Here is a 25,996-nt window from a genome sequence, read left to right as displayed (position 1 = left end):
AGGAATATGCCTATTTGTAGCACGGAGATGTGCAGGGTGTCACACAATCCCCGCGATTGGGCGTCGGTCACGTCTGCGACCTGCGGTTGAGAGGTTTCGGCGCAGCGGCGTGTGTCGCCTAGCGGGGTGATTTCGTGCAGCCAGTCCGTGGGATCAACCCATTTACGGTTCGGTGGCGCCGCTGTGCGGGTCGATGAGGATCTTGGCGTGCGCTTCGGCGGTGCCCAGGATCTCGAAGGCGCGGTCTACCCCCGCCAAGCCCACCGTGCCCGTGATGAGCGCCGAGGCATCCACCTTGCCCTCGGCGAGCAGATGCAGGGTGTCGCGGAATTCCAGCGGCGTGTAACCGAAGACGAACCGCAGGTCGATGTCCTTGCCGTTGGCCACCGCCGGGCGGAAATGGTCGGTGCCCATGCACACACCCACGACGACAACCCGCGACTGCACAGGCGCCGCACGGATGATCCCGTCGATGATTCCGGGCACACCGACGCATTCAAAGACCACCGGTCGCTTGGGACCCGCGGCACCGAGCGTGTCGGCGAGCCGGTACAGATGCGACCAGCCCGGCAGGCGGCGCAACTTCTCCATCGACCCGACGGCGAGTTCGAACAACTGTTGCGCCTCGGAGATGGCCCCGGCCTGCCCGGCAGTCGTATACGGCGAATCGACGGCGGGGTCGATGACGACGTCGGCGCCGCACCGCGACGCCATCTCGCGCCGAGTCGTTGAGAAGTCGCTCGCGACGATCGTGTGTACGCCGAGCGACTTCAGATGGCAGATCACCGCGAGCCCGACCGGGCCGCAACCGATGACGATCGCCACGTCACGCCTGCGAATCTCGCTGCGGCGCACCGCATGCAGGGCCACTGCCATCGGCTCGGTCAACGCTGCGGTATCGAGGTCCAGCCCGTTCGGGACGACGAAACTCATCGCGGCTTCGGCGAGGACGTGCTCGGCGTACGCGCCCGGCGCCAGCGGCGACAGGCCGGTCATGTGCACTCCGCCTGCCGCACGCACCATGGGGAACGACACCACGGGAGACCCGACCTTGAACTCCTTGGCCGTCCCTCGGCCACGCTCGGCGACTTCACCGACGAACTCGTGGCCCAACACCACGGGAGTGTCCTGGCGCATGAAGTCCGGATAACCCACTTCGTCCATTACGTCGGTCAGTTCATCGGCGTGGTCCTTCGCGTGCAGGTCCGATCCGCAGATACCGCAGCGACGCACCTCGAGCAGGAGCTGTCCGCGCGCCGGGGTGGGCATCGGAAGATCGACGACGGACAGAGTGCCTCGTTCACAGCTGACGGCCTTCATGCGGTCCATCCTGTACCACCGGGCAGGGACGGCCCGCCACCAGGCAGGCCGGGGCTAAGCGCGCGCCGCGTTGCGTCCGGCGCGCCGGCCGTAGAAGCTCCCGTCGCCCAACGAGATACCGCTTGCGTACCCCCACGCCGCGAGACCCGCGGTGCAGCGCCCCGCGGCGAACAAGCCGGGGATGGGTTCGCCGCTGACGTGCAACACCTCGGCATCCAATGACGTCAACAGCCCGCCCAGGGTGAAACCGCCGGTGCTCTCGCGCAGATCGATGGCGCCTACCGGGGTGCCGATCGGCCGCAGCCACTGAGACTTCTTGTGTAGCAGCCGATCCTCTCCCACGGCGGCCCCGGCGTTGTACGCCGACACGGTCGCCTGAAGAGAGCCCTGCGCCAAGCCCATCTCGGATTCGAGTTCGGCGACCGTCTCACACACCCAGGTCGGCGGGCGCATCATCAACTGCGGCGACGGCGATGCCATCGCCTCGTCCTGCGCCTTCTCGTCGATGATCAGGAACGCCGTGTTGTCCTGGTGATACAGCGTCAACTGCCCGACCCTGCCCGGATAGGTGTCCTCGGCGACGTAGCGCTGGCCGCGGCCGTTGACCAGGATGCCCCGCACCAGTTGCTGCGGATCGATGAAGATGGCGACTTCGGTGGCGTCCATGTGGGCGAGGTCGGCGCCCAGCGCCTGCGCCATCCGGATCGCCTGACCGTCGTGCTGCTCGATGGCGGCGGCGGGCCGGCCCGCGATGCGGGGCGCGTACTGGGCCACCATCGCCTCGTTGTAGGCGAAGCTGCCCATCGCCAGCACCACACCGCGACGCGCACGCACGGCGATCTCCTCGCCGTACCGACGCGCATGCACACCGACCACCCGGCCGTCGGTATCGACGATCAACCGCTGCACCCGAACGTCGTAGATCGCGCGGGCTCCGGCCGCGGTAGCCGTCTCCACGAGCGGCTTCATCAGCATGTAGCCGGCGCTCGACTCGCCCTGCTTCTTGTCCGACATCTGCGGGACGTGCCCGCGGGGAGCGGGTGCGGCGATAGTGTTGAACGGATACGAGTTCTCCCCGCCGCTGAACATCAGTCCCTGATCGCCCATCGGCTCCCAGCCGGGTTCGCCGAAGAACTCCGGCTTGAAAACCACACCGCAGCCGACGAGCCAGTCGAAGTGCTCGAGGCTGCCGTCGCAGTAGTCGGCGATGCGCTTCTCGTCGGCACCGGGACCCATCGCGGCGTTCAGGTACACAGCCATGTTGGCGACGGAATCGTCGAAGCCGCAGGCCTTTTGGATCGGTGTGCCCCCACCGAGGTAGATGAAGCCGCCGGCCATGGACGCCGCACCGCCCCACGAGCCGGTGCGCTCCAGGACCAGGACGTCGGCGCCGGTGCGTGCGGCCTCCACGGCGGCGGCGGCGCCTGCGATGCCGAAACCGGCTATGACGACGTCGGCCTCCTCATCCCACCGCGCGACACCCGCCGCGGGAAGGGGAGTGACGTCACCACTCACGGGCGCATCGCCGCTGGAAGGTCGGAGACCCACTCGTGACCCCAGTAGCTGTCGGCGGTGATTTCCTCTGCGGTGTAGTAGGTTTCGTCGACCCGCATACCGTCGGTGCCGAACTCGATGTCCCAGTCGCCGGGCGCCCGAACGTAGAACGACACCATCTTGTCGTTGGTGTGCCTGCCAAGCGTCGAGGACAACTGGAAACCGTCCTTGTTGACCCGGTCGAGCGCCTGTCCGACGGCGTCGAGGCTGTCGACCTCCACCATCAAATGAATCAGGCCCGGGTCACGCAACGTCATCGCGGGGCAGATCGCCAGGCTGTGGTGGCGTGCGTTGATGCCGAGGAACCGGACGCGCAGCGGCCCGAACTCCGGCGGCGTCGGAACTCGAAACGCTCCGCGCGACTTGAATCCCAGTACCTCGGTGTAGAACTGAAACAGTCCGGGCACATCGAGGGCCGGCAGCACCACATGGCCCAGCCCCTGATCGCCGGTGACGAATCGGGCGCCGAACGGCGTCACCACCGGACTGTGGTCGAGCACTGCGCCGTGGAAGACTTCGGTCGAGGTGCCCGCCGGGTCGTCGAAGGCGATGACCTCCTCGACGCGGCGGGCGTCTGCCTCCTGGAGCGAGAGTTCCTTGACCGCCACGCCCGCACCGTCGAGGGCCGCCTTCACCCGCGTCAGCGCCGCATGGTCACGGACTTCCCAGCCGACGGTGACGATCTTGTCGACGTCGCCGGGCACCACGATGATGCGTGCGGCGCGCTCGTCCATGCGCAGATACAGCGTATCGCCATCGGGGCCGGAGCCTTCGGCGAAGCCGAGCACCCCGAACGCGAAGTGGCGCCACCGGTCGATGTCGGTGGCCTGGATCTTGACGTAGCCGAGGCTCTTCAGATCGCTCATCAGATCATCGCCCGCAGCGGACCCTGCGGGTCCACACCCAACGAGCTCAGCGCTGAGGCGTGAAACACCGTGCCCGGCACATGGATCGCGTGTAGCTGGCCGACATGCACGTCGCGCCAATACCGCTGCAGCGGCTTGTCCATGCGGGCGGCGTTACCGCCCGAGCGGGCGAAGATCTCGTCCACGGCGGACACGGCGCGCCACACCGCGCGGATCTGCGTGCGACGACCCGCGGCCCGGTCCTCGAAGCTGACCTCCTTGCCCGCGGCGACCATGTCGTAGATGCGATCGGCATTGGCCAGCAGTTCTTGACGCGCGGCGTTGATGTCGGCGGCCGCCTCGCCGATGGCGTACATGACGTACGGGTCGTCCTTGATCGCCGTCCCGGTAGCGCCCACCCGCTCGCGTTGGTAGTCGAGGTGTGCGGCCAGCGCGCCCTCGGCGATGCCGATTGTCGCTGCCGAGATGCCGAGCGGGAACATCGTCGACCACGGCATCAGGTAAAGCGGTTCGGTCATGCCGGCTTCGCGCTGGGCGGTTCCGTCCATCACCTTCGTCGCGTCCATCGTCCGGTACTCCGGGACGAACGCGTCTTTGACGATGACGTCCTTGGAACCGGTGCCGCGCAGCCCGACCACGTCCCAGGAGTCCTCCACGATCTCGTAGTCGGACCGCGGCAAGATCATGTGCAGCATCTGCGGTGGCATCAGCGGTTTGCCGTGGGCGTCCCCGAGCATCGCGCCGAGGATGATCCAGTCGCACGCGTCGGTACCGGAACTGAACTGCCACCGGCCGTTGAAGATGTAGCCGCCGTCGACCGGCTTGGCCACGCCTTGGGGCGCGTACGGCGACGCCATCCACGTGTCGATGTCGTCGCCCCATACTTCCTCGCCGACCCGCGGATCGGCGTAGGCGAGCTGGTACGGGTGCACGCCGACCACACCGTTGATCCAGCCCGCCGCGGGGTCCAGGGCCGCCGTGGCCATCACGGTCTCGGCGAACTCGCGCGGATGCGCCTCGTAGCCGCCGTGTCTCTTGGGCTGCAGCAGGCGAATGGAGCCGACGGCCTTCATCGACTTGACCGTCGCATCGGTCAATCGCCCGACCTTCTCGGCTTCGGCGCCCTGCTCCTTGAACTGCTCGGCCAGTTCCATCACCCGGTCGAGTACGCGCTCGCTCATGCTGGTGTCCTCACTATGTGGCTGCACTTGATGGTCTACCGCACCGAAGCCGCGAACGGGACGGAATCCCGGTCAGCGGGCGGCGTTTCCGGCTCAGTACTCGATGTGGAGCTCGTCGCTGATCGGTCGGGCCTGGCATCCCAGGATGAGGCCCTCAACCAGGTCGGCCGATTCGAGGATGTCGCAGGCAGCCATGTCGACCTCGCCGGACACCACGGTCGCGACGCAAGAACCGCAATGGCCTTCGCGGCACGAGTGGGGAGCATCGATCCCGGCGTCGAGCATCGCGTCGACCAGCGACTTGTCGCGAGGCCAGCGCAGGTTGTGCCGGGTTCCGCCCAGATCGACACAGACGGTGGCATCAACCCGGGCTTTTGTCGGTGGCATGCGCCGATCGTGACGGTTCGAACAGGCCGGGTCGAGCGACCCGTCCGATGGGCGGTACGGCGTTCGCTCGATTGCCCGGTCATCGGGAAACTCCGGGGGCACCGGGACCGCGACGCCCTACCGTGACGTCGTGGGGATCTCCGAGGAACGCTCAACGGTGGACGCGGTCGTCGTCGGCGCCGGCTTCGCGGGGCTGTACGCCTTGCACAAGCTGCGCTCGCAGGGCTTGTCGGTCCGCGTGTTCGAGGCGGCGCCCGAGATCGGGGGGACCTGGTACTACAACCGCTACCCAGGAGCGCGTTGCGACGTCGAGAGCGTCGACTACTGCTACTCGTTCGATCCGCAGCTCGAGCAGGAGTGGGACTGGTCGGAGAAGTACGCCACCCAGGCCGAGATTCTGCGCTACCTGAACTGGGTGGCCGACCGGCTCGACCTGCGTGACGGCATCACGTTCAACACCCGGGTCACCTCGGCGGTACTCGACGAGAGCGACCTGAAATGGACCGTGTCGACCGATGCGGGTGAAGTGGTGACCGCCCGCTTCTGCGTGATGGCGACCGGTCCGTTGTCGGCGGCCCTGACGCCCGACTTTCCCGGCCTGGACGGTTACGCGGGGGAGCTGTACCACACCGCGCACTGGCCGCACGAGTCTGTCGATTTCACCGGTAAGCGGGTCGCGGTGATCGGGACGGGTTCTTCGGGTATCCAGTCTATCCCGGTGATCGCCGACCAGGCCGATCGGCTCTACGTGTTCCAACGGACGCCGAATTACAGTGTGCCCGCTGGTAATCGGCCATTGACCGATGAGGACCGGGCCCAGATCAAGGCGACGTACGCCGAACGCCGCCGGTTGTCGTGGCGCAGCGGCGGCGGAACACCGCATATCGCGCATCCGAAGCTGACGATGGAGGCCACGGCCGAGGAGCGCCGGGAGGCGTTCGAGAAGCGCTGGGAGCTCGGGGGAGTCCTGTTCTCGAAAACGTTCCGCGATCAGATGATCGACATGGCCGCCAACGAGGAGGCGCGCAAGTTCTACGAGGAGAAGATCCGCGCGGTGATCGACGACCCCGAGATCGCCGAACTTCTCATCCCGAACGATCATCCCATCGGCACGAAGCGAATCTGCACCGACACCAATTACTTTCAGACGTTCAACAAACCGCATGTGAAGTTGGTGAGCGTGCGCAAGACGCCGATCGTGTCGGTCGACGCCGACGGCATCAACACCACCGACGCCCATTACGACGTCGACGCGATCGTGCTCGCCACCGGGTTCGACGCGATGACCGGTGCGCTGAGCAAGATCGACATCGTCGGCCGCGGCGGGCAGAAGCTGCGCGACGACTGGGCGCACGGACCGCGCACCTACCTCGGTCTCGGCGTGGACGGCTTTCCGAACCTGTTTCTGGTCTCGGGCCCCGGTGCGCCCGCGGTGCTCGCCAACATGGTGTTGCACGCCGAGGCGAACGTGAACTGGATCGCCGACGCGATCTCCCACCTCGACGAACACGGCTACACCGCAATCGAAGCCACCGGTGACGCCGTCGAGAACTGGATCGCGGAGTGCAATCGACGTGCAGACGCGACGTTGTTCCCGAAGGCCAACTCGTGGTACATGGGCGCCAACGTCCCGGGTAAACCGCGCGGATTCATGTTGTTCATCGGCGGTTTCGGCGTTTACCTGGATGTCTGTGCCGAGGTGGCCGCAGCCGGTTACAAGGGCTTCCGCCTACTCGCTGCGTCCTAGGCGTCGCGGGTGAGGAACGCCAACACGGTACTCTCGAACGCCGACTTAGCCTCGATCATCGCCCAGTGCCCGCAGTTCGGAAAGACGTGCAGCTCGGCATTGGGGATGGTGCGCATCGGGATCAGCGCCATGTCCAGCGGGCTGACCCGGTCGTCGCGCCCCCACGTCAACAGCGTGGGTGCGGCGACCTTGTGCATCTGCGCCCACGGCAGCGGCGCATCGCTGCCGCGCATGAACGCCATCATCTGCGTGAAGGCCTTCTTGCCGTACATGCGCCGGGCGGACTCCAGCGTCTCCGGATCGGTCGCCAACTGCCAGCGTTCCTCGATCAGTTGTTCGGTGACGAGCGACTGGTCGTACACCATCGAGTTGAGCCAGTCGACCAACCGCTGACGGGTGGGGTCCTCGGTGAACTCCTGGAGCAGCCGAATCCCCTCACTCGGGCCGGGACTGAAGATGTTGGTGCCGATGCCGCCGATCGTGACCAGCCGGCCGATGCGGTCCGGGTTGCTGATTGCGAAGTTGATCCCCACGCCGCCGCCCATCGAGTTGCCGACGATGTTGACGCGATCGATGCCCAGCGCGTCGATGAAGGGGACGACAGCGCCCTGCGCGGTGATCATCGGATGGCCGCCGAAGTCGTCGCTGACCCCGAAACCCGGGAATTCCAGGATCACGCAACGGAAATGCTCGGCGAAGGTGGGCAGCACACCGCGGAAGTTGCGCCAGCCCGTGACGCCGGGCCCGGAGCCGTGAAGAAAGAGCAGAACGGGACCGTCACCGACGTCGTAGTAGCGCAGCACACCGGAGGGGGTGGGTGTCTCACGGAGGTCGCTCTCGACGCGGGCGATGAAGGCTGCGGTATCGATCACGCCCACAGCCTGCCACGCGCTCGTCGCGCCGCGGGCGGGTGTTCCGTTCATCGGTCGTCCCGGTAAGCGGGACGCTCACTGTGCCGGTGCGCGTTTCACTGCGACGCTTTCCCGTCGAGACATGGCGCCCTTGCCGCCCGCTGTCAGATGACGCAATCAGGAGGCGTGATGTCCCGCGATGCCGATGGTGCTTCGCAGTGACGTCGACGAACGAGGTTGCTGGCCATGACGACTAAGGCGCCCGAGCGGTGGTCTGCGGGTCTGCCGCCGTTGCGGAATCTGGCTGGGCCGATGCAGGCGGTCGGGGCGTTGTTTGCGATGTCGGCTGATGCGGTGCGGTTTGTGTTTCGTCGGCCGTTTCAGTGGCGGGAGTTTTTGGAGCAGTGTTGGTTCATTGCTCGGGTGTCGTTGGCGCCGACGTTGTTGGTGGCGATTCCGTTCACGGTGTTGGTGTCGTTCACATTGAACATCTTGTTGCGGGAGTTGGGTGCGGCTGATCTGTCGGGTGCGGGTGCGGCGTTTGGTGCGGTGACCCAGGTGGGTCCGATCGTGACGGTGTTGATCGTGGCCGGTGCCGGTGCGACGGCGATGTGTGCTGATCTGGGGTCGCGCACGATCCGCGAGGAGATCGATGCGATGGAGGTGCTGGGCATCAACCCGGTCCAGCGTTTGGTGACCCCGCGCATGTTGGCCTCGGGGTTGGTGGCGCTGTTGCTCAACAGTCTGGTGGTGATCATCGGAATCCTCGGCGGCTACACGTTTTCGGTGTTCATCCAGGATGTGAACCCCGGCGCGTTCGCGGCGGGGATCACGCTGTTGACCGGGGTGCCCGAGGTGATCATCTCGTGTGTGAAGGCCTTGCTGTTCGGGTTGATAGCGGGATTGGTGGCCTGCTACCGCGGACTCAACGTTTCCGGTGGTGGCGCGAAAGCGGTGGGCAACGCCGTCAACGAGACTGTGGTGTATGCGTTCATGGCACTGTTCGTGATCAATGTGGTCGTGACGGCCATTGGTATCCAGATGACGCAGGACTGAGCGATGGGGACACGAACAGCACTTCAGAATAACTTCCCGCGACTGACCCGGGCGGCGCGCAAGCCGGTCGACTTTCTGGGTCGCATCGGCGATCACATGTTGTTTTATCTGCGTGCTCTGGCGGGGGTGCCGCACGCGTCGGTGCACTTCCGCAAGGAGATCGTGCGGTTGATCGCCGAGATCTCGATGGGTGCGGGGACGTTGGCGATGATCGGCGGCACGGTCGCGATCGTGGGCTTCTTGACGCTGGCGGCCGGTGGCACCTTGGCGGTGCAGGGGTATTCGTCGTTGGGCGACATCGGTATCGAGGCGCTGACCGGGTTTTTGGCGGCATTTATCAACGTGCGTATCGCGGCGCCGACGGTGGCCGGGATCGGGTTGGCGGCCACGTTTGGGGCGGGGGTGACCGCGCAGTTGGGCGCGATGCGCATCAACGAGGAGATCGATGCGTTGGAGTCGATGGCGATCCGGCCGATCGAGTATCTGGTGTCGACCCGGCTGATCGCGGGGATGGTGGCGATCACCCCGCTGTACTCGATCGCGGTGATCTTGTCGTTTGTTGCCAGCCAGTTCACCACCGTGGTGTTGTTCGGCCAGTCCGGCGGGCTGTATGACCATTACTTCGACACGTTTTTGAATCCGATCGACCTGTTGTGGTCATTTTTGCAGGCGGTGCTGATGGCCATCACGATCCTGTTGGTACACACCTATTTCGGCTACTTCGCCTCCGGTGGACCTTCGGGTGTGGGGGTTGCGGTCGGTAACGCGGTGCGCACCTCGCTGGTGATCGTCGTGTCGGTCACCCTGCTGGTATCCCTGGCCGTCTACGGTTCCAACGGCAACTTCAACCTGTCCGGGTAGTGGCACCTTGACGACCAACCAGCAGACGTCGGCGCCCGCGCAGCCACGTGAATACGCAAGACCGGCAGCGGGACTCATCGCTGTCCTCGCGGTCGTCGCGGTCGTCGCCATCGCCGTCGCGCTCTTCCGCGGCGACTTCACCAAAACCGAACCGGTCACCGTCGTCACCGACCGCGCCGGCCTGGTGATGAACCCCGACGCCAGGGTCAAGCTGCACGGCGCTCAAGTGGGCACCGTCGCGTCGGTAGAGCCTCTGCCCGACGGCCGTGCCGCGATCCACCTCGCCATGGACCCCTCCGCGATGGAGCTGATACCGGCCAACGTGCGTGTCGACATCTCGTCGTCGACGGTGTTCGGCGCGAAATCCGTTGCACTGGTGCCGCCCGCGGACCCGTCCCCGCAGGGGCTCCGTGCGGGTCAGGTGCTCGACGCCGACCACGTCACCGTCGAGATCAACACCATCTTCGAACAACTCGTCTCGGTGTTGAACCGCATCGAGCCCGCCAAGCTCAACGAGACGCTCGGGACGCTGGCCTCGGGTCTGAGCGGGCGGGGCGAGAAGTTCGGGCAGACGCTGTCCGATCTGGACGCAATGCTCGCGAAGATCGATCCCAGCCTGGGGAATCTGAGTCACGACATCGCGGTCATGCCACAGGTTCTCGAGGCCTACGCCGACGCCAGCCCCGACCTGCTGGCCATCGTCGACAACGCCACCAGCATCAGCGACACGATCGTCGACAAACAGCAGGACCTCGACACCCTGCTGCTCAGCACGATCGGGTTGGCCGACATCGGCGACGAAGTGCTCACCGGCAACCGCAAGGCGATCACCGACGTCGTCCACCTTCTGGTGCCCACGACCGACCTGACCAACCAGTACCACCCGGCACTGAATTGCGTTCTGGCAGGTATGGTCCCGCTGGCCACCGCTGCACCCTCGCCGGTCCCCGGAGTGCTGCTGCTCGACTCCTTCGTGTTGGGCTCCGAACGCTACCGCTATCCGCAGAACCTGCCCAAGGTCGCGGCCAAGGGAGGACCCCAGTGCGCGGGACTGCCCGACGTCGGCTACGAAACGCGGGCGCCCTATGTCGTCAGCGACATCGACGCCAGCCGCGCGCAGTACGGCAACCAGGGCATCCTACTGAACTCCGATGCGCTCAAGCAGGCGCTGTTCGGCCCGATCGACGGTCCGCCCCGCAACACCTCGCAGATCGGACAACCGGGATGAGCGGCGGCAGAACAGCCATCAAACTGAGCGTCTTCGGCGCGGTGATGCTGCTGTTGACCGGAGCGCTGTTCGCGATCTTCGGCCAGTACCGCACCGGGTCCGCACACGACTACTCCGCGGTGTTCACCGATGTCTCCGACCTCAAACCCGGGGATTCGGTGCGGGTTTCGGGTATCCGCATCGGCACCGTCCACGACGTCTCCCTGCAACCGGACAACACCGTCGTGGTCACCTTCGACGCCGCGTCCGACATCGTGCTCACCACCGGGACCAAAGCCGCGGTGCGCTACCTCAACCTGGTCGGCGATCGGTACCTCGAACTCCTCGACGGGCCCGGCTCTACGAGGGTCGCCGGCCCCGGCTCGCAGATCCCCGCCGACCGCACCGAGCCGGCCCTGGATCTGGACCTCCTTCTCGGCGGGCTGAAGCCCGTGATCCGCGGCCTGAACCCCGACGACGTCAACGCGTTGACCCGCTCGCTGATCCAGATCCTGCAGGGGCAGGGCGGAAACCTCGAATCGCTGTTCGCCAAGACCGCATCCTTCACGAACTCGATCGCCGACAACGGCCAGACCGTGCGGAACCTGATTGACAACCTCAACGCGGTACTGGCCACCATCGCCAAGGACGGAAACAAGTTCTCCGGCGCGGTGGACCGTCTCGAGAAGCTGATCACCGGCCTGGCCGCCGACCGCGACCCGATCGGGGAGGCGATCACCGCACTGGACAGCGGGACCGCATCGCTCGCCGATCTGATGAGCCAGGCCCGGCCACCACTTGCCGGCAGCGTCGATCAGCTCAACCGCGTCGCTCCGCTGCTCGAGAAGGACATACCGCTCCTGGATGTCTCCCTGCAGAAGACGCCGCAGAACTACAAGAAGCTCGTGCGTCTCGGCGCATACGGAAGCTTCCTGAACCAATACCTGTGCGGAATATCGGTAAGGGTCACCGACCTCCAGGGCCGCACCGCGCACTTCCCGTGGATCCTGCAGAACAACGGAAGATGCGGGGAGCCCTGATGCTGAAATACCGTGCCCCCTCGCTGATTCGAGCCGGATTCATCGGCGTTGTGCTTATCGTCCTGATCATCGCCGTGGGGCTGCAACCGGAGCGGCTGTGGTCGTGGGCCACCGCCGTCAGATATCAGGCGCTGTTCACCGAGGCCGGCGGTCTGACACCGGGCAACGACGTGAAGGTCTCCGGTATGACGGTCGGCTCGGTGTCCGATGTGTCCCTGGACAAGGGCAAGGCGCTCGTGACGTTCACCGTCGACGGAAAGATCCGCGTCGGATCCCAGACCACCGCGCACATCCGCACCGGCACTCTGCTGGGGGAGCGCACGCTGGCCCTGGAACCGGCGGGCGATGACCGGGTGAAGCCGCTGTACGTCATCCCGCTGTCGAGGACCTCTTCGCCGTACTCGCTGACCGAGGCGGTCAGCGAGTTCACCGCGAACACGACCGACACCGACACCGCGTCGGTGAACCAGGCCCTCGACACGCTGGCCGACACGATCGACCGGATCGCGCCGCAACTCGGACCAACCTTCGACGGGCTGAGCCGGCTGTCACGCTCACTGAACGGACGCGACGAGTCGCTGGGCCGGCTACTCAAGAGCGCCGCCGACGTCACGGCTGTGCTGTCCGAGCGCAGCGAGCAGCTGAACACCTTGATCCTCAACGCCAACGACCTGATGGGTGTTCTCGAGAACCGTCGGTACGCGATCGTCAGCCTGCTCGCCAACACCTCGGCCGTCGCCCAGCAGTTGACCGGTCTGGTGCACGACAACGAGCAGGAACTGGCGCCGACGTTGGAGAAGCTCAACGCGGTCTATGACATGCTCGAGCGCAACCGCGACAACATCGCCAAAGCCCTGTCCGGCTTGGCCAAGTACCAGGTGACTCAGGGTGAGGCCGTCAACAACGGGTTCTACTACAACGCGTTTGTCGGCAACCTCCTGCCCGCGCAGTCGCTGCAACCGTTCCTCGACTATGCGCTCGGCTATCGCCGCGGGGTGAACGCCGGTCAGCCGCCGGACAATGCGGGGCCACGAGCCGAATTCCCGTTCCCGTACAACGGTATTCCGGGAGGGTCGCGATGATCGGTCGCAAACCCCTGACCACTACGCTGCTGGTGGTCCTGGTCGGCCTGCTCGTCGCCGGAACCGGTGTGGTGGTTCGGCAGTCGTATTTCGGTCCCAGGACCATCACCGCGTACTTCGCCTCCGCGACCGCGATCTATCCGGGTGACGAGGTACGCGTCGCGGGGGTGCGGGTGGGCACCATCGAGTCGATCGAGCCCGACGGAGCACAAGCCCGTATGCGGCTGTCCGTCGACCGTGACGTGCCGATCCCGGCCGAGGCCAAGGCGGTGATAGTCGCGCAGAACCTGGTGTCGGCGCGCTACGTTCAGCTCGCCCCCGCCTACGAGACCAGCGGCCCGACGCTCCCCGATGACGCCGTCATCGGCGTCGACCGGACCGCGGTGCCCGTCGAGTGGGACGAGGTCAAGGAGCAACTGACGCGGCTTGCAACGGATCTCGGCCCCAGCGGCGACATCTCGACGACCTCGGTCAGCCGCTTCATCGACAGCGCGGCCAACGCTATGGACGGCAACGGCGACAAGCTCCGCGAGACCATCACCCAGCTGGCACAGGTCGGCCGGATCCTCGCCGATGGCAGCGGCGACATCGTCGATGTGATCGTGAACCTCCAGACCTTCGTCAACGCACTGCGCGACAGCAACGCGCAGATCGTGCAGTTCCAGGACCGCCTCGCCACGGTGAGCAGCGTCGTCGATTCGAGCAGGTCCGATCTCGACGCCGCTCTCACCTATCTCGCCGAAGCCGTCGGCGAGGTGCAGCGGTTCATCGCGGGCAGCAGAGATCAGACCGCCGAACAGATCCAGCGCCTCGGCGCCGTCACACAGAATCTCGCCGACAATCGGCTGGCCCTGGAGAACGTGCTCCATGTCGCGCCCAACGCGATCGGCAACGGATACAACATCTACAACCCCGACACCGGCACCATGATCGGCGGCTTCGCGTTGGCGAACTTCGCCAACCCGGTGCAACTGGTGTGCTCGGCGATCGGGGCGGTCAAGAACGCCACGGCGCCCGAGGCGTCGAAGGCATGCGCGGAATACCTCGGGCCCGCACTGCGATTGCTCAATTTCAACTATCTGCCGATGCCCTTCAACGCCTACCTGCAGAAGTCGCCGAGCCCGGACAACCTGATCTATTCGGATCCCGCGCTGGCACCCGGGGGAGCCGGCGGCGCTCCGGTACCCCCAGAAGCCGCGCCGGCGGTATCGGCGTACACCGGTGCCGGTGACGTGCCGCCGCCGGCGGGGTGGGCCACTCCGCCGGGCCTGCCCGGCGCCTACGCACCGCACGGACTGCCGGCCGCGCCGCAACCCGCCCTGTTCCCGGGTGCGCCGGTTCCTCCGGGCCCACCGACGACGGCCTCGCAGCCGACGACTCTCGAGGAGATGTTGATGCCCGCCGAGGCACCGGCGCCGCCGGCGACCCCGATGGGGCCGTCATGACGCGCCGCTCGATCCGTCGCCTCGTCGTGGCGTGTTGCGTCGCCCTCGCGATGACCGGATGCACGTTCGAAGGCGTGAACTCGCTGCCGCTCCCGGGCACGGTGGGACGGGGTGAGGGCGCCGCCGTGTATCACGTCCAGATCGCCAATGTCGGATCCCTGGAACCCAATTCACCGGTCATGCTCGGCGACGTCGTCGTCGGCAGCATCGGCAAGATGAAGGTGACGAACTGGCACGCTGACATCGAGGTGTCGGTGCGGCCCGACGTCGTGATACCGGCGAATGCGGTGGCGACTGTGGGGCAGACCAGCCTCCTCGGGTCGATGCACCTGGCGCTGGATCCCCCTCTGGGACAGGCGCCCAGCGGCACACTGAAACCCGGATCGACCATCGGACTCGACAGGTCGTCGACGTACCCGTCCACCGAGCAGACGCTGTCCTCGTTGTCGGTCGTGGTCAACGGCGGCGGCCTCGGGCAGATGGGTGACATCGTCCGCGAGTTCAACGCCGCACTCAACGGACGCGAAGACCAGATCAGGGACCTGCTGGTCCGCCTGAACGATTTCATCGGGATGCTCGACACCCAACGCGACGACATCAACGCCTCCATCACCGCGATGGATCGCATGTCCGGCACGTTCGCCGCCGAACGCGACATCATCACCAATGCACTGCAACGCATTCCGCCCGCTCTCGATGTCCTGATCAAGGAACGGCCGCGCATCACCGAGGCACTGGAGCGCCTGGGACGGTTCAGTGACACGGCGACCGGGCTGATCAACGACACGAAAGACGACATCGTGCGCAACCTCGCCAACCTCGAACCTACGTTGCGCGCGCTCGCCGACGTCGGCCCGAATCTGGGCACCGTCCTCGCCTACGCGCCGACGTTCCCCTACACGCAGAGCTTCATCGACCGTGCGATCCGCGGCGATTACATGAACCAGTTCATCATTTTCGACTTCACCATTCCGCGGCTCAAGCGGGGGTTGTTCCTCGGCACCCGATGGGGGCAGGAGGGCGCGCCGATGGTGCCCGCCCCGGGCGATCCCTGGTATCTGACCTACACTCTGGACCCGTTGAACGCGCCGATCACGCCGGCGCCCACCGAGGTCGCCGAGCCACCGCTGCTGTTCGAAAGTGTTGACGGGCAAGACGATTCCGACCAAACCGTCGAACACGGATCAGGTCTCGCGACGGACGGCGCAGCGGTCGCCGGCGGAGGCGGCAACTGATGTTGACGCGCGTCGTTCGTAATCAGCTCATCATCTTCACCATCGCCTCGGTGATCGGCATCGCGTTGATGGTGTTCGGCTACATGCAGGTGCCGACGCTGTTGGGCATCGGCCGCATCACAGTGCAGCTCGAACTGCCCGGCACCGGAGGTCTGTACCGGTTCTCGAACGTGACCTACCGCGGTGTCCAGATGGGCAAGGTCCTCGACGTGCGCGCCACCCGCGAGGGCGCCGTCGCGACGCTGTCTCTGAACACCGCGCCGAAGGTTCCTGCCGATACCCGGGCGGCGGTACGCAGCGTGTCCGCGGTCGGAGAACAGTACGTCGACCTGGTTCCCGATGACACGAACGGACCGTTCCTGCAAGACGGCTCGGTGATTTCCCGAGAGAAGGCTTCGGTACCGCAAGCCGTCGGCCCGATGCTCGATCAGGTCAGCGCACTGGTCGACAGCATTCCGAAGGACAAGATCAGCGGTCTGCTCGACGAGTCGTTCAAGGCGTTGGACGGGGCCGGATACGACTTCGGTTCGCTGATGGACTCGTCGGCGAAAATCGTCGGTGACGGCAACGCGATCGCCGACAGGACGCGGGCGTTGATCGACGACAGCCGCCCGCTGCTCGACGGTCAGGCGCAATCGGCCGACGCCATCCGCAGTTGGGCGCGCAGCGTGGCGGGTATCACCGGTCAACTGGAGGCCGATGACGCGCAGATGCGCACGATCCTAGAGACCGGTCCCGGCGCGGCGGACGAGGCCTCGCGGTTGTTCAACGACGTTAAGGCCACATTGCCCGTGCTGTTGGCCAACCTGACATCGGTCGGCGAGGTCGGTGTGACGTATCATGCTGCGCTGGAACAACTTCTGGTGCTGTTTCCCCCGTACGTGGCGGCCACGCAGACCGTCGGCGTGGCGCGCAACAACCCCACCGGCATGGCGCTGGGGGATTTCACGCTGGTGATCAGCGACCCGCCCGCGTGTACGGTCGGATTCCTACCGCCGAACCAGTGGCGCTCACCAGAGGACGAGACGATCGTCGACACACCCGACGGCCTGTACTGCAAACTGCCGCAGGATTCGCCGATCGGGGTGCGCGGTGCGCGTAACTATCCGTGCTTGGCGCAACCGGGCAAGCGAGCGCCGACCGTCGAAATGTGCCAGAGCGACAAGCCGTTCGCGCCGTTGGCGATGCGCCAGCATCCGCTGGGCCCGTACCCGATCGATCCGGGCCTGATCGCCCAGGGCGTCGCGCCCGACGACCGCGTCGACTTCGACGAGCGGATCTACGGTCCGGTGCAGGGCACGCCGATGCCGCCCACCCAACCAGGCGAAGCTGCGCCGCCGCTGTCCGGCGGTCCAGGTCCCGCCGCGGCCCCGAGTTCCTCGAGCTCCGGTGGCGGGCCGTCCGTCGCCTTCGCCCCCTACGACCCGCAGACGGGTCAGTACGCGACACCCGACGGGCAGGTGTTCCGGCAAGCCGATCTGGTGGCGCCCGCCGGCGCGCGGAAGTGGCAGGACCTCCTAGTCCCGAGTGGGTGATTCGGTCAGCCGCCGTTCTTGGCGAGCTTGAACGGCATGGTGATGAAGACCGGTTTGCTGACGCCGCACGCGCCGCTCGGGCCGGTGGTCTGGTCTTCACCCGCCAGTGTTGTCGACGCGGGGTCGGTCATGCTGCCGTCCTCGTTGACGGGGACGAACCGGAATACCTGGAGACCCGGGGCCGTGGTGCCGTCAGGACACGGAATCCAGTCATGGACCGTGTGTTTGACGTACCAGACGCCACCGGTCTTGTAGATCGGCGCCGTCCAGCCGAAGTCGCTGACGACGGTGCCCGTGCACTCGGTCGGATAGCTGCACGTCGTCGATATGGTCCACGTGCTGCGCAGGCTGGCTTCGTCGCGAAACACCTCGTTGGTCTTGGCGTATTCACCGTTCGAGGTGGCGGTATAGCTGCCGTTGAGTCCCCACTGGTCCTCGGTGGCGTTGGCGTCACCGGCGCACCCGATCCCTGTCACAGCGACAATGACGACACATCCCGCGACACCGGGTATCCGCATCGCCGACTCCCTTCACGATCGTGGCGAGGTCAACCTAAATCGGTTCTGGCACCGAGATCGGGTAACGCCCGCTCAGTGGAACAGGCGATCCCGCTGAGTGGCACTGCCGCGGCCCGCCGTCGCCGACATCACGTATCAAGGAGACGTGCCTGCGCAACGTCGCTCCGGGGTCAGCGTTCGCGCCGCGTTGGTGGTGGTGATGCTGGCCATCCCGCTGCTGACCGTCCCCGGAGTCGGTCGTGCCGAGACCGTGTACGGAAACTTCCATCTGGTGATAGACGGGCGCTACGACTTCCACACCTGGCTGTGGGCAGTGTCGCGTTGCCCCGGCGAATGTGTGCACGTACAGGCCATCCCGCAACCCATCGCGAAGGCGTTCGCGTACAGCGGGGACGCCCAGTTGGCAGCCGGCCGGTACACCCTTACCGTCGATGTTCCCGACGGGCTGCGCTGCGGCAACGTCTACTACGGTCCGGTGATCCCGACCCGCGACGTCTACTCATGGGACGCCGTGACCCGATCGGGCATCCTCGAGTCCTCGTTCGCGACCGGCTGTGACGGTGCGCCGGGCGGGACCATCACCTACCCGTTCAACCTCGCTCGCCTGTAGCAGAGCCACGGCTGGCTGCCGAACGAAATACCGTGGACGCGACCGCTCCACATCCCGTTCAATGCAGGAATGGTGAGCCGTACCCGCAGCGGGGTGCTGATGGCGGTTGCGGCGATGCTGTCCGTGCAGACCGGCGCGGCGGTCGCGGTGACGCTGATCGACGATATCGGCGCCGAAGGCGCGGCCTGGCTGCGGCTGGCATGGGCAGGTGTGCTGATGCTCGTCATCGTGCGGCCGCGACCAAGCGCGTTCACCTGGGCGACTTTTCGGATGTGCGTGCTGCTCGGGGTCGTCACTGCCGCCATCACCTTATTGTTCATGGCGGCGCTCGCCCGCATTCCCTTGGGCACTGCCAGCGCGATCGAGTTCCTCGGTCCCTTGGGCGTGGCGGTCGCGCACGGAACCGGAAGGACCCGCCTCCTGTGGCCGGGGTTGGCCGCGGCGGGGGTCGTGCTGCTCACACAACCGTGGGCCGGCGAGATCGATCCGGTCGGCGTCCTTTACGCGCTGGCGTCGGCCGCCTGCTGGGCGGCTTACATCCTGTTGACCCAGCGGGTCGGTGACGAGGTGGTGGGCATGTCCGGTTTGGCGGTGTCGATGCCGGTCGCTGGTTTGGTGGCCACGCTCGCCGTCGGACATCTGGTGCTGCCTCGAATGTCTCCTGAGATCCTGCTGATCGGTATCGGACTGGCGATCCTGCTGCCGGTCGTGCCGTTCGCGTTGGAACTCCTGGCGTTGCGCAGACTCACGACCGCGGCGTTCGGCACGCTGATGGCTCTCGAACCCGGCTTCGCAATGGCCATCGGCCTCATCATCCTGCATCAGGTGCCCGGGCCACTCGGAGTGCTCGGGATGTGCTTCGTCGTGGCCGCCGGCATGGGCGCCGCCCGCGCCGGGGCTCGCGAGCCCCCGCTGCCCGCCGAGGTCGGCGCGTGAGTTCGCGCCGAGTTCTGCACGGGGGTCGTGATTTCGGCGGATTCGCAGCCCTGGTGCAGAACTCGACGCACCCGGGCGCGTAGCGTGCGCTAGACGTCGATCCGCTTGCGCCGGTACAGGGTTCCCGCTGCCAGCAGGATGAGGCTGACCACCAGGATCGCCGTGGCGAGAACATTGATCTGCGGCGGCACCGCGGCCTTCACCGCGGCATTGACATACAGCGGATACGTCACCGTCGAACCGCTGACGAAGTAGGTGATGATGAAGTCGTCGAGCGACAACGCGAACGACAGCATCCCCGCGGCAACGATGCCGGGGACGATCAGCGGCAGCGTCACCCGAAAGAAGGTCCGCGTCGGACTGGCGCCGAGGTCCATCGACGCGTCCTCGAGCGTCCAGTCGAATCCGCGCACCCGCGCACGCACTGTCATCGCGATGAAGCTGACCTCGAACGCGATGTGCGCCAGCACGATCGTCACATAACCGGTGGCCCAGCCAAGGTCGAGGAACAGCACCAGCAGCGCGGCGCCCATGACCACCTCGGGTGCCGTCAGCGGCAGCACGAGAAATGTGTCGACCGCACGCTGGCCCCGCCACCGTTGGCGCACAAGGGCTATCGCCACCAGCGAGCCCAGCACCAAAGCAACGGCGGTGGAGACAGCGGCGACGTTGATGCTCAGCTTCAGCGCCTCGGTCAGCGCGGGATACTTGAACGGATCGGCCCAGTTGTCCAGGGTGAAACCCTGCCAGCTGTAGTTGAACTTGCCCTTCGGATCGTTGAACGAGAAGAGCACGATCACGAAGATGGGCAGGAACAGGTACAGCAGCACCAGTCCCGCGACGGCCCGTAGCAGCCAATCACCCCATCGCGGCGATCCCTTGACTTTCTTGGCCGGCGTGAGGCTCGTCGCGGCGTCCATCGCCTGGACGGTCATACGAGTTCCTCCGTGCCCAATGCCCGGGTGTAAAGGAGGACACCGACGAGGATGATGCCCATCAGCACCATGCTCAGCGCCGCCGCGGCCGGGTAGTCCTTGACGACCAGGAACTGCTGCTGAATCACGTTGCCGATCATCGTCGTTTGGGTGCTGCCCAGATACTCGGCGTTGATGAAGTCACCCGCGGCCGGGATGAAGACGAGCAGGCTGCCGGCCAGCAGTCCGGGAAGCGACAGCGGCAGGATGACTTTGGTGAAGCTGCGGGTGTTCGACGAGTACAGGTCCTTGGAGGCCTCGATGAGTCGGGGATCGATCTTCTCCAAGCTGACGTACAGCGGCAGGATCATGAAGATGATCCAGTTGTAGGTGAGGCCCCCGATGACGGCCCAACTCGTCGACAACAGCCGCCCGTCGGCGGGCAGCAGCCCGATCGCGTCCAGCGCGCCGACCACCCAACCGTTGTCGGCCAGAATGGTTTTCCACGCGATGGTGCGGATCAGGAACGTCACGAAGAACGGCAGGATCACCAGTCCGAGGATGAGGTTCTTGAAACGCCCGGCCTTGAAAGCGATCACATACGCCAAGGGGAACGAGAGCAGCACGCACAGCGCCGTCGCGGTGGTCGCGTAGCCGAACGACCGCAGTATCTGCTCCTGATACTTGCTGAACGCCTCGGCGTAGTTCCCGAAGTCCCATGAGAACGTCAGTGTCGGAAGGAAAATCGAGCCGCTGGCCTTCGACAGAGACATCCGCGCCAGGGAGATGAACGGAATGACGAAGAACACCGCCAAGTACGCCATCGCCGGCAGGATCATCAGATACGGTGCGAGCCTGCTGCGCTGTCGGCCGCTACTGGCGACTCCCGCCATCCATCAACCGCCGGTGACTTCGGCGTACATCGTGGCGTACTGCTGCTTCTGCTCATCCTCGAGCGGAGCCCAGGCCTTGATTCGGTCGAGGGTGGATCGCGGGGGATTGATCAGCTCGTTCTTGCCCAGATTCGGGTCGATCCGGTCGAGTTCTGCCGTCATGTCCGTGAGCACCGGAACGAACTGCGTGAAGGCGATGAGTTTGGCGTAGTTGGCCCGGTCGTAGACGAAGTCGATCCACGCCTCGGCGGCCTTCTGGTTCTGCGTGGTGTAGGGGATGACCATCGTGTCGAGGAAGTCGGTGCCACCGGTCTCCGGTACCACGAACTGCAGGTCGGGGTTGTCGGCCTGTAGCTGTACCACATCGCCCGAATAGGCTTGCGCGACCACGACATTGCCCGCAGCCAGGTCGTCGGCGTAGTCGTTGCCGGTGAACCGGCGGATCTGGCCGCGGTCGTTCTGGTCGCGGACGAGGTTCACCGCATTCTGCACCGATTCGGTGTTGGGCGATGCGGGGTCTCCGCCCTGGGACTGCATGATCATGCCCAGGCCGTCCTGGAAGTCGGAAAGCATACTGACGCGGCCCTTGAACGCCGGATCCCACAGATCGTCGATCGTGGTGATGTCGCGTCCGGTGGCGGCGCGGTTGTAGGCCAGGCCGACCATGCCGGTCATGTAGGGCGCGCTCCACTTGCGGCCCGGATCCATCTGCGCGTCGAGCAGGTCTGGTCGCAGATTCTTCTTGTTCGGAATGCCGTCTTCGCTGAAGTCGTTGACCCAGTTCAGCTTCCGGATCTGTGACGCCATGAAGGAGGTGGGCACCACGAGGTCGGTGCCGATGTCCTGCTTGCGCGACAACGGTTCCTTGACCTTGGCGAACCATTCCTCGTTGTCGTTGAAGTCTTCCTTGTAGTCGACGGTGATACCCGAGCCCTGCTGGAAGGCGGCGATGAACCCCTCGGCCATGTACAGCGGCCAGTTCGAGATCCGCAGCGTGCCGCTCGCCGGTCCGCCCTCTTGGGTGGTGGTGCCGGAAGTGCCGCTGTCTGATCCACACGCCGCGAGGAACGACGGGCCGAGCACCACGGCGGCGGCCGCAGCGGCGCCTCCACCGATGAAGCGGCGGCGCGACGTGCGGTTGGCGGCGAAGCGGGAGAGGCGGGGATCCATCTCGTAGGGCATGGGCGGCTGTGCCTTTCGTCGGAGGGAGGGGAGGGGCCGACAACTTCCGAGTCGCCGCTCGGGGCGGTGCCGGATCGCCACGGGGACGATCAGGAATCGTCGAGCATCTCCTCGAGATCCTCGGCGGTGGGAATGTCGGCTGCAGGCAACACGAGTGAGGCGTCCGGTGTCCAGCAGACGTGGACCTCGTCGCCGGGGCGCAGCAGCGGCAGATCCTCCTCGGGGCCGATGTGGGCGATCATCGCCGAGTCATCCGGCGCAGCCAACGACAGCCGAACCACCGGACCCTGGAAGGTCAGATCGGTGACCGTCGCGCGCACGCCGACGAGATCACCGGTGGGAGCATCCATGCACACGCGGATCCGTTCGGGCCGCACCATCAGCGTCGCGTGGCCTCCGGGTTCGATCGTCGTCTCGCCCGGCCGCGCTTTCAGCGTCGAGCCCAGCACCTCGATCTCGACGTAATCCCGGTTGGCCCTTCCGGTCTGGCGGCCCGCCCACAGGTTGGCCTGCCCGATGAAGCTCGCGACGAACACGGTGGCGGGTCGGTCGTAGATCTCCGTCGGCGTACCGATCTGGTCGACGTTGCCGGCGTTCATGACCGCGATGCGGTCGCTCATGGTCAGCGCTTCCTCCTGGTCGTGGGTCACGTAGATGAACGTGATCCCCACTTCGCGCTGAATGCGTTTGAGCTCGAACTGCATCACCTGACGCAGCTTGAGATCCAGCGCGCCGAGCGGTTCGTCGAGCAGCAGCGCGCTCGGATAGTTCACCAGAGCCCGCGCCAGCGCGACGCGCTGTTGCTGCCCGCCCGAGAGCTGGCCCGGACGGCGATCGGCGAAATCGGTCAACCGGACGATCTCGAGGAGCTCGTCGACCCGCTTACGGATCACACCTTTGGCCAGCTTCTTGCTTCGGGGACCGTATGCGACGTTGTCCCACACCGACATGTGCGGGAACAGCGCATAGTGCTGGAACACCGTGTTGACGTTGCGCTTGTGAGGTGGAACTTTCGAAACGTCGACACCTTCGAGCCGGATCGCACCGTCGGTGGGACTTTCGAACCCGGCGATCATGCGCAGGGTGGTGGTCTTGCCGCACCCCGACGGTCCCAGCATCGAAAAGAATTCGCCCGAGGCGATGGAGAAGTCCGCGTCGGCCACGGCGACGTCGTCGCCGAAGCGTTTGGTGACGTGGTCGATCTCGATGACCGGGGCGCCCGACGGGCGGGCCGCCTCGCTGTGTCCCGATGATCGGTCGACGGCGGTGGTGTGTGTGCCGGTCAGTGCGGATCCTCCTACGGGCAGCCCCCTGAGCTGTGGGTAAAACAATCGCGGATCGAGCGGTCGTTCGCAAGCGATTCCGCAGGGAATTTACATATTCACAATGGAATCCTTCGTCTGATGTGATGCCGGGCACCAGATTCGCGTCACCGGTGCAGTCGTCGGCCTGGCCGGCGGACCGCAGGCGGCGCCGACGCTGAACCGGTGTCGTGATCAGTTTCGCAGTCGGCGCCGCCATGATCGGGCGAAACGCCGTTTACCTGCCCCGGTTCGGGGGGTACGGCACTAGTCATGGCAGCAGTGGACGTTGCGGTGTCGTCGGACCTGACCCCGCACAAGGCGTGGGAGTTGGCCTCGGACCTGAGCCGGTTCGACGAGTGGCTGACGATCTTCGGCGGGTGGCGCAGCGAGGTGCCCGCCAACATCGAGGTCGGGACATGCGTCTCGTCGCTGATCAAGGTCAAGGGATTTCGCAACACCATCCATTGGCAAGTCACGCGCTACGACGAGCCAAAGGTCGTCGAGATGGTCGGCCGGGGCCGCCCGGGCATTCGCATCGGGTTGACGCTGTGCGTCCGCGCCGACAATCCGGGGTCGACGTTTCAGGTGGTCGCCGACCTGTCTGGCGGGCTGTTGAACACGCGCATCGGCAATCTGGTCGCCAAGGTGATCGAATCCGACGTGCGCAAGTCGGTCAGCAATCTGGCCGCGCTGCACTGACCAACGGACGTCGCTGGCTGGGCGGCGTCAGCCCCATTCGTGGTTCATGGCACGCGTTTCGTAGCGGGCCTCCACCGAATCCATCGGCCGTGACGACGGACGCGACATGGCGATCAGCACCAGCGCGAGCATCGATGTGATCGCGCCGCCCAGGAAGATCGCGAAGAAGCTGTTCTCCATCGGCATGCCCGTTCCCGGGACCGACCGGCTGAGCAGCATGGCGACGATCGCGGACGCGATCGAACTGCCGATGGTGCGGGCTATCGCGTTCATGCTCGTGGCCACGCCCGTCTCACCGGCGTCCACCTCGCTGACGACCAACGCGGGCAGCGCGCCGTAGCCGAGGCTGATGTAGGCGTTGGCGAGGATGCTCGCGACGATGATCTGCCACGTGTGCGAGTGCACCAACGCGACGAACAGGAAGCCGGCGATACCGGCGACCGCCGCCACGAGGAGCACCGGCCGAGCGCCGAAGCGGTCGATGAACCTACCGCTGACCAACGCGACGATGAACCCGGTGAACGCACCCGGCAGCAGATAGACGACGCTGGCCTCGAGTACCGTCGCGCCGAAGCCGTAACCCGCTGCCTCACGCGGTATTTGAACGAAGAGCGTCAACCCGAGGAACGCGAAGTACAGGCCCATGCCGACGAAGATCGTGGCGACGTTGGTGAGCAGGATCGGGCGCCGGGTGAGCATCGCCGTCGATACCAGCGGGCGGTTGATGTGACGCTCCCACCACCACCAGCCCGCCAGCACCGCCACTGCACCGAGGACGCAGCCGACGGTGGCAGGCGATGCCCACCCCCACGTCTGGCCCTGGCTGATCGCCAACAGCAGCGCCGACAACCCCACCGCCAAACCGGCTGCTCCCAGCCAGTCGATCGATCCGGCGACGTGGCGCGGCCGTCGTGGCACCACCAGGAGCACGATCGCGATCACCACGACCGTGAACGCGGTCGTCAACCAGAACACCCGGTGATAGCCCGCGTCACCGGTCATCAGCAGGCCCACCACGACGAGGCCGGTTCCGCCGCCGAAGCCCAACGTCCCGGACAACACCGCCATCGCCGACATCAGACGGTCGGGGGGCAGTTCCTCGCGCAGGATCGCGATGCTGATCGGGTAGAGGGCGAAGGAGGCGGCCTGGAGCACGCGGGCGACGATGAGCAGTTCGAGGGACGACGTGACGGCAGCGAGCAGTGATCCGGCCAGCACGACGACGAGCACGCCGAGCAGGACGCGATGCTTGCTGTGAAGGTCGGCAAGCCGGCCGAGCAGCGGCGTGGCCGCGACGGCGGCCAGCAGGTTCGCGGTGACCGCCCAGCTCACGCCGACGATGGATGCGTCGAGTTGGTCAGCGATGATGCCCAGAACCGGGACGACGGCCGTCTGCAGTACCGCGACGGTCAGCACGACGATGGACAGCCCGGCGACCAGGAGGCGAGGGGAGCGTTCGCGACCGATCGCTGGCGACTGCGCCGTGCCGGTCCCGACCACAGCCCGCTCCGATCCTTAGATGACCTTCCGTTTCGTCGATTATGTCTGCGCGTTCCGGAGGTACCTGTACCGG

General features: G+C 65.9%; 24 protein-coding genes. 12 read left to right on the top strand and 12 right to left on the bottom strand.

Going from position 1 to position 25,996, the window contains the following annotated elements; translation table 11 throughout:
• Positions 1–162 precede the first annotated feature (162 nt).
• The 5 genes from A5759_RS17620 to A5759_RS17600 form a co-directional block, all read right to left on the bottom strand.
• Positions 163–1,320 carry a zinc-binding dehydrogenase gene (locus tag A5759_RS17620; protein WP_068200130.1) on the bottom strand — a complete coding sequence of 386 codons (1,158 nt, stop codon included), beginning with the start codon at positions 1,318–1,320 and terminating at the stop codon, positions 163–165.
• A gap of 54 nt (positions 1,321–1,374) precedes the next feature.
• Entirely contained in the window at positions 1,375–2,835 is a 1,461-nt protein-coding gene (locus A5759_RS17615) for an FAD-dependent oxidoreductase (RefSeq protein WP_068199878.1), read from the bottom strand.
• Positions 2,832–3,740: a biphenyl-2,3-diol 1,2-dioxygenase gene (bphC, locus tag A5759_RS17610; protein WP_068199876.1), complete on the bottom strand. Its 909-nt coding sequence runs from the start codon at positions 3,738–3,740 to the stop codon at positions 2,832–2,834. The genes A5759_RS17615 and bphC overlap by 4 nt, the downstream gene beginning before the upstream one ends.
• On the bottom strand, positions 3,740–4,921 hold the full coding sequence (locus tag A5759_RS17605; RefSeq protein WP_068200128.1) for an acyl-CoA dehydrogenase family protein: 1,182 nt from the start codon (positions 4,919–4,921) through the stop codon (positions 3,740–3,742). Before A5759_RS17605 ends, bphC begins: the two co-directional genes overlap by 1 nt.
• A gap of 93 nt (positions 4,922–5,014) precedes the next feature.
• Positions 5,015–5,308 carry a 2Fe-2S iron-sulfur cluster binding domain-containing protein gene (locus tag A5759_RS17600; protein ID WP_068199875.1) on the bottom strand — a complete coding sequence of 98 codons (294 nt, stop codon included), beginning with the start codon at positions 5,306–5,308 and terminating at the stop codon, positions 5,015–5,017.
• A 130-nt stretch (positions 5,309–5,438) separates the two neighbouring features.
• Between A5759_RS17600 and A5759_RS17595 the strand changes: the two genes are divergently transcribed.
• A complete protein-coding gene (locus tag A5759_RS17595; protein WP_068199873.1) occupies positions 5,439–7,055 on the top strand; it encodes an NAD(P)/FAD-dependent oxidoreductase in 1,617 nt (538 codons plus the stop codon).
• On the opposite strand, the gene A5759_RS17590 is transcribed toward A5759_RS17595, so the two are convergent.
• Complete coding sequence (locus A5759_RS17590; RefSeq protein WP_231984685.1) at positions 7,052–7,927, bottom strand: alpha/beta fold hydrolase; 876 nt, start codon at positions 7,925–7,927, stop codon at positions 7,052–7,054. The two genes, A5759_RS17595 and A5759_RS17590, sit on opposite strands and share 4 nt — an antisense overlap.
• A gap of 225 nt (positions 7,928–8,152) precedes the next feature.
• Here A5759_RS17590 and A5759_RS17585 point away from each other — a divergent pair, with 225 nt between their 5' ends.
• The 8 genes from A5759_RS17585 to A5759_RS17550 are packed head-to-tail and all read left to right on the top strand — an operon-like array spanning position 8,153 to position 17,367.
• The gene (locus A5759_RS17585; RefSeq protein ID WP_068199870.1) at positions 8,153–8,962 is read left to right on the top strand and encodes an ABC transporter permease; all 810 of its coding nucleotides are present in this window, start codon (positions 8,153–8,155) and stop codon (positions 8,960–8,962) included.
• Between the two features lie 3 nt (positions 8,963–8,965).
• A complete protein-coding gene (locus tag A5759_RS17580; protein ID WP_068199868.1) occupies positions 8,966–9,823 on the top strand; it encodes an ABC transporter permease in 858 nt (285 codons plus the stop codon).
• Positions 9,824–9,830: 7 nt separating this feature from the next.
• A complete protein-coding gene (locus A5759_RS17575; RefSeq protein ID WP_066840402.1) occupies positions 9,831–11,051 on the top strand; it encodes an MCE family protein in 1,221 nt (406 codons plus the stop codon).
• A complete protein-coding gene (locus A5759_RS17570; protein WP_068199866.1) occupies positions 11,048–12,070 on the top strand; it encodes an MCE family protein in 1,023 nt (340 codons plus the stop codon). Before A5759_RS17575 ends, A5759_RS17570 begins: the two co-directional genes overlap by 4 nt.
• Complete coding sequence (locus tag A5759_RS17565) at positions 12,070–13,152, top strand: MCE family protein (RefSeq protein ID WP_068200123.1); 1,083 nt, start codon at positions 12,070–12,072, stop codon at positions 13,150–13,152. Before A5759_RS17570 ends, A5759_RS17565 begins: the two co-directional genes overlap by 1 nt.
• Positions 13,149–14,597 (top strand): MCE family protein, encoded by a 1,449-nt coding sequence (locus tag A5759_RS17560; RefSeq protein WP_066840405.1) that lies wholly within the window; start codon positions 13,149–13,151, stop codon positions 14,595–14,597. The genes A5759_RS17565 and A5759_RS17560 overlap by 4 nt, the downstream gene beginning before the upstream one ends.
• The gene (locus A5759_RS17555) at positions 14,594–15,832 is read left to right on the top strand and encodes an MCE family protein (protein WP_068199863.1); all 1,239 of its coding nucleotides are present in this window, start codon (positions 14,594–14,596) and stop codon (positions 15,830–15,832) included. Before A5759_RS17560 ends, A5759_RS17555 begins: the two co-directional genes overlap by 4 nt.
• The gene (locus tag A5759_RS17550) at positions 15,832–17,367 is read left to right on the top strand and encodes an MCE family protein (protein ID WP_068199861.1); all 1,536 of its coding nucleotides are present in this window, start codon (positions 15,832–15,834) and stop codon (positions 17,365–17,367) included. Before A5759_RS17555 ends, A5759_RS17550 begins: the two co-directional genes overlap by 1 nt.
• Positions 17,368–17,372: 5 nt before the next feature.
• Here the strand turns inward: A5759_RS17550 and A5759_RS17545 are convergent, their stop codons facing one another.
• On the bottom strand, positions 17,373–17,885 hold the full coding sequence (locus A5759_RS17545) for a hypothetical protein (protein ID WP_068199859.1): 513 nt from the start codon (positions 17,883–17,885) through the stop codon (positions 17,373–17,375).
• A gap of 199 nt (positions 17,886–18,084) precedes the next feature.
• Between A5759_RS17545 and A5759_RS17540 the strand changes: the two genes are divergently transcribed.
• Both A5759_RS17540 and A5759_RS17535 read left to right on the top strand, forming a co-directional pair.
• Positions 18,085–18,495 (top strand): hypothetical protein, encoded by a 411-nt coding sequence (locus A5759_RS17540; protein WP_156616965.1) that lies wholly within the window; start codon positions 18,085–18,087, stop codon positions 18,493–18,495.
• A 69-nt stretch (positions 18,496–18,564) separates the two neighbouring features.
• Positions 18,565–19,431 carry a DMT family transporter gene (locus A5759_RS17535; RefSeq protein WP_068199857.1) on the top strand — a complete coding sequence of 289 codons (867 nt, stop codon included), beginning with the start codon at positions 18,565–18,567 and terminating at the stop codon, positions 19,429–19,431.
• Between the two features lie 89 nt (positions 19,432–19,520).
• On the opposite strand, the gene A5759_RS17530 is transcribed toward A5759_RS17535, so the two are convergent.
• From A5759_RS17530 to A5759_RS17515, 4 genes are all read right to left on the bottom strand, one after another.
• Complete coding sequence (locus A5759_RS17530) at positions 19,521–20,366, bottom strand: ABC transporter permease (protein WP_068199855.1); 846 nt, start codon at positions 20,364–20,366, stop codon at positions 19,521–19,523.
• Entirely contained in the window at positions 20,363–21,238 is an 876-nt protein-coding gene (locus tag A5759_RS17525; protein ID WP_068199853.1) for an ABC transporter permease, read from the bottom strand. Before A5759_RS17525 ends, A5759_RS17530 begins: the two co-directional genes overlap by 4 nt.
• A 3-nt stretch (positions 21,239–21,241) precedes the next feature.
• Positions 21,242–22,420 carry a spermidine/putrescine ABC transporter substrate-binding protein gene (locus tag A5759_RS17520; RefSeq protein ID WP_068199851.1) on the bottom strand — a complete coding sequence of 393 codons (1,179 nt, stop codon included), beginning with the start codon at positions 22,418–22,420 and terminating at the stop codon, positions 21,242–21,244.
• A gap of 89 nt (positions 22,421–22,509) precedes the next feature.
• A complete protein-coding gene (locus A5759_RS17515) occupies positions 22,510–23,538 on the bottom strand; it encodes an ABC transporter ATP-binding protein (RefSeq protein WP_369816236.1) in 1,029 nt (342 codons plus the stop codon).
• A gap of 456 nt (positions 23,539–23,994) precedes the next feature.
• On the opposite strand from A5759_RS17515, the gene A5759_RS17510 reads away from it, so the two are divergent.
• Entirely contained in the window at positions 23,995–24,423 is a 429-nt protein-coding gene (locus A5759_RS17510; protein ID WP_064393840.1) for an SRPBCC family protein, read from the top strand.
• A 27-nt stretch (positions 24,424–24,450) separates the two neighbouring features.
• On the opposite strand, the gene A5759_RS17505 is transcribed toward A5759_RS17510, so the two are convergent.
• Positions 24,451–25,923, bottom strand: coding sequence for an MFS transporter (locus A5759_RS17505; protein WP_068199849.1), 1,473 nt, complete (start codon positions 25,921–25,923; stop codon positions 24,451–24,453).
• Positions 25,924–25,996: the final 73 nt, after the last annotated feature.

The sequence above is a fragment of the Mycobacterium sp. 852014-52144_SCH5372336 genome (genome assembly GCF_001665615.1).
In the GTDB taxonomy this organism is placed as follows: domain Bacteria; phylum Actinomycetota; class Actinomycetes; order Mycobacteriales; family Mycobacteriaceae; genus Mycobacterium; species Mycobacterium neumannii_A.
The sequence above is the reverse complement of the archived record's forward strand: the minus strand, read 5'-3'. Positions and strand labels throughout refer to the sequence as shown.

Coding starts and splice junctions, on each gene's coding strand:
- A5759_RS17620 (WP_068200130.1), bottom strand. CDS start 1,320: ATGAAGGCCGTCAGCTGTGAACGAGGCACTCTGTCCGTCGTCGATCTT.
- bphC (WP_068199876.1), bottom strand. CDS start 3,740: ATGAGCGATCTGAAGAGCCTCGGCTACGTCAAGATCCAGGCCACCGAC.
- A5759_RS17605 (WP_068200128.1), bottom strand. CDS start 4,921: ATGAGCGAGCGCGTACTCGACCGGGTGATGGAACTGGCCGAGCAGTTC.
- A5759_RS17600 (WP_068199875.1), bottom strand. CDS start 5,308: ATGCCACCGACAAAAGCCCGGGTTGATGCCACCGTCTGTGTCGATCTG.
- A5759_RS17585 (WP_068199870.1), top strand. CDS start 8,153: ATGACGACTAAGGCGCCCGAGCGGTGGTCTGCGGGTCTGCCGCCGTTG.
- A5759_RS17580 (WP_068199868.1), top strand. CDS start 8,966: ATGGGGACACGAACAGCACTTCAGAATAACTTCCCGCGACTGACCCGG.
- A5759_RS17570 (WP_068199866.1), top strand. CDS start 11,048: ATGAGCGGCGGCAGAACAGCCATCAAACTGAGCGTCTTCGGCGCGGTG.
- A5759_RS17565 (WP_068200123.1), top strand. CDS start 12,070: ATGCTGAAATACCGTGCCCCCTCGCTGATTCGAGCCGGATTCATCGGC.
- A5759_RS17560 (WP_066840405.1), top strand. CDS start 13,149: ATGATCGGTCGCAAACCCCTGACCACTACGCTGCTGGTGGTCCTGGTC.
- A5759_RS17555 (WP_068199863.1), top strand. CDS start 14,594: ATGACGCGCCGCTCGATCCGTCGCCTCGTCGTGGCGTGTTGCGTCGCC.
- A5759_RS17550 (WP_068199861.1), top strand. CDS start 15,832: ATGTTGACGCGCGTCGTTCGTAATCAGCTCATCATCTTCACCATCGCC.
- A5759_RS17545 (WP_068199859.1), bottom strand. CDS start 17,885: ATGCGGATACCCGGTGTCGCGGGATGTGTCGTCATTGTCGCTGTGACA.
- A5759_RS17540 (WP_156616965.1), top strand. CDS start 18,085: ATGCTGGCCATCCCGCTGCTGACCGTCCCCGGAGTCGGTCGTGCCGAG.
- A5759_RS17535 (WP_068199857.1), top strand. CDS start 18,565: ATGGTGAGCCGTACCCGCAGCGGGGTGCTGATGGCGGTTGCGGCGATG.
- A5759_RS17530 (WP_068199855.1), bottom strand. CDS start 20,366: ATGACCGTCCAGGCGATGGACGCCGCGACGAGCCTCACGCCGGCCAAG.
- A5759_RS17525 (WP_068199853.1), bottom strand. CDS start 21,238: ATGGCGGGAGTCGCCAGTAGCGGCCGACAGCGCAGCAGGCTCGCACCG.
- A5759_RS17520 (WP_068199851.1), bottom strand. CDS start 22,420: ATGCCCTACGAGATGGATCCCCGCCTCTCCCGCTTCGCCGCCAACCGC.
- A5759_RS17515 (WP_369816236.1), bottom strand. CDS start 23,538: ATGCTGGGACCGTCGGGGTGCGGCAAGACCACCACCCTGCGCATGATC.
- A5759_RS17510 (WP_064393840.1), top strand. CDS start 23,995: ATGGCAGCAGTGGACGTTGCGGTGTCGTCGGACCTGACCCCGCACAAG.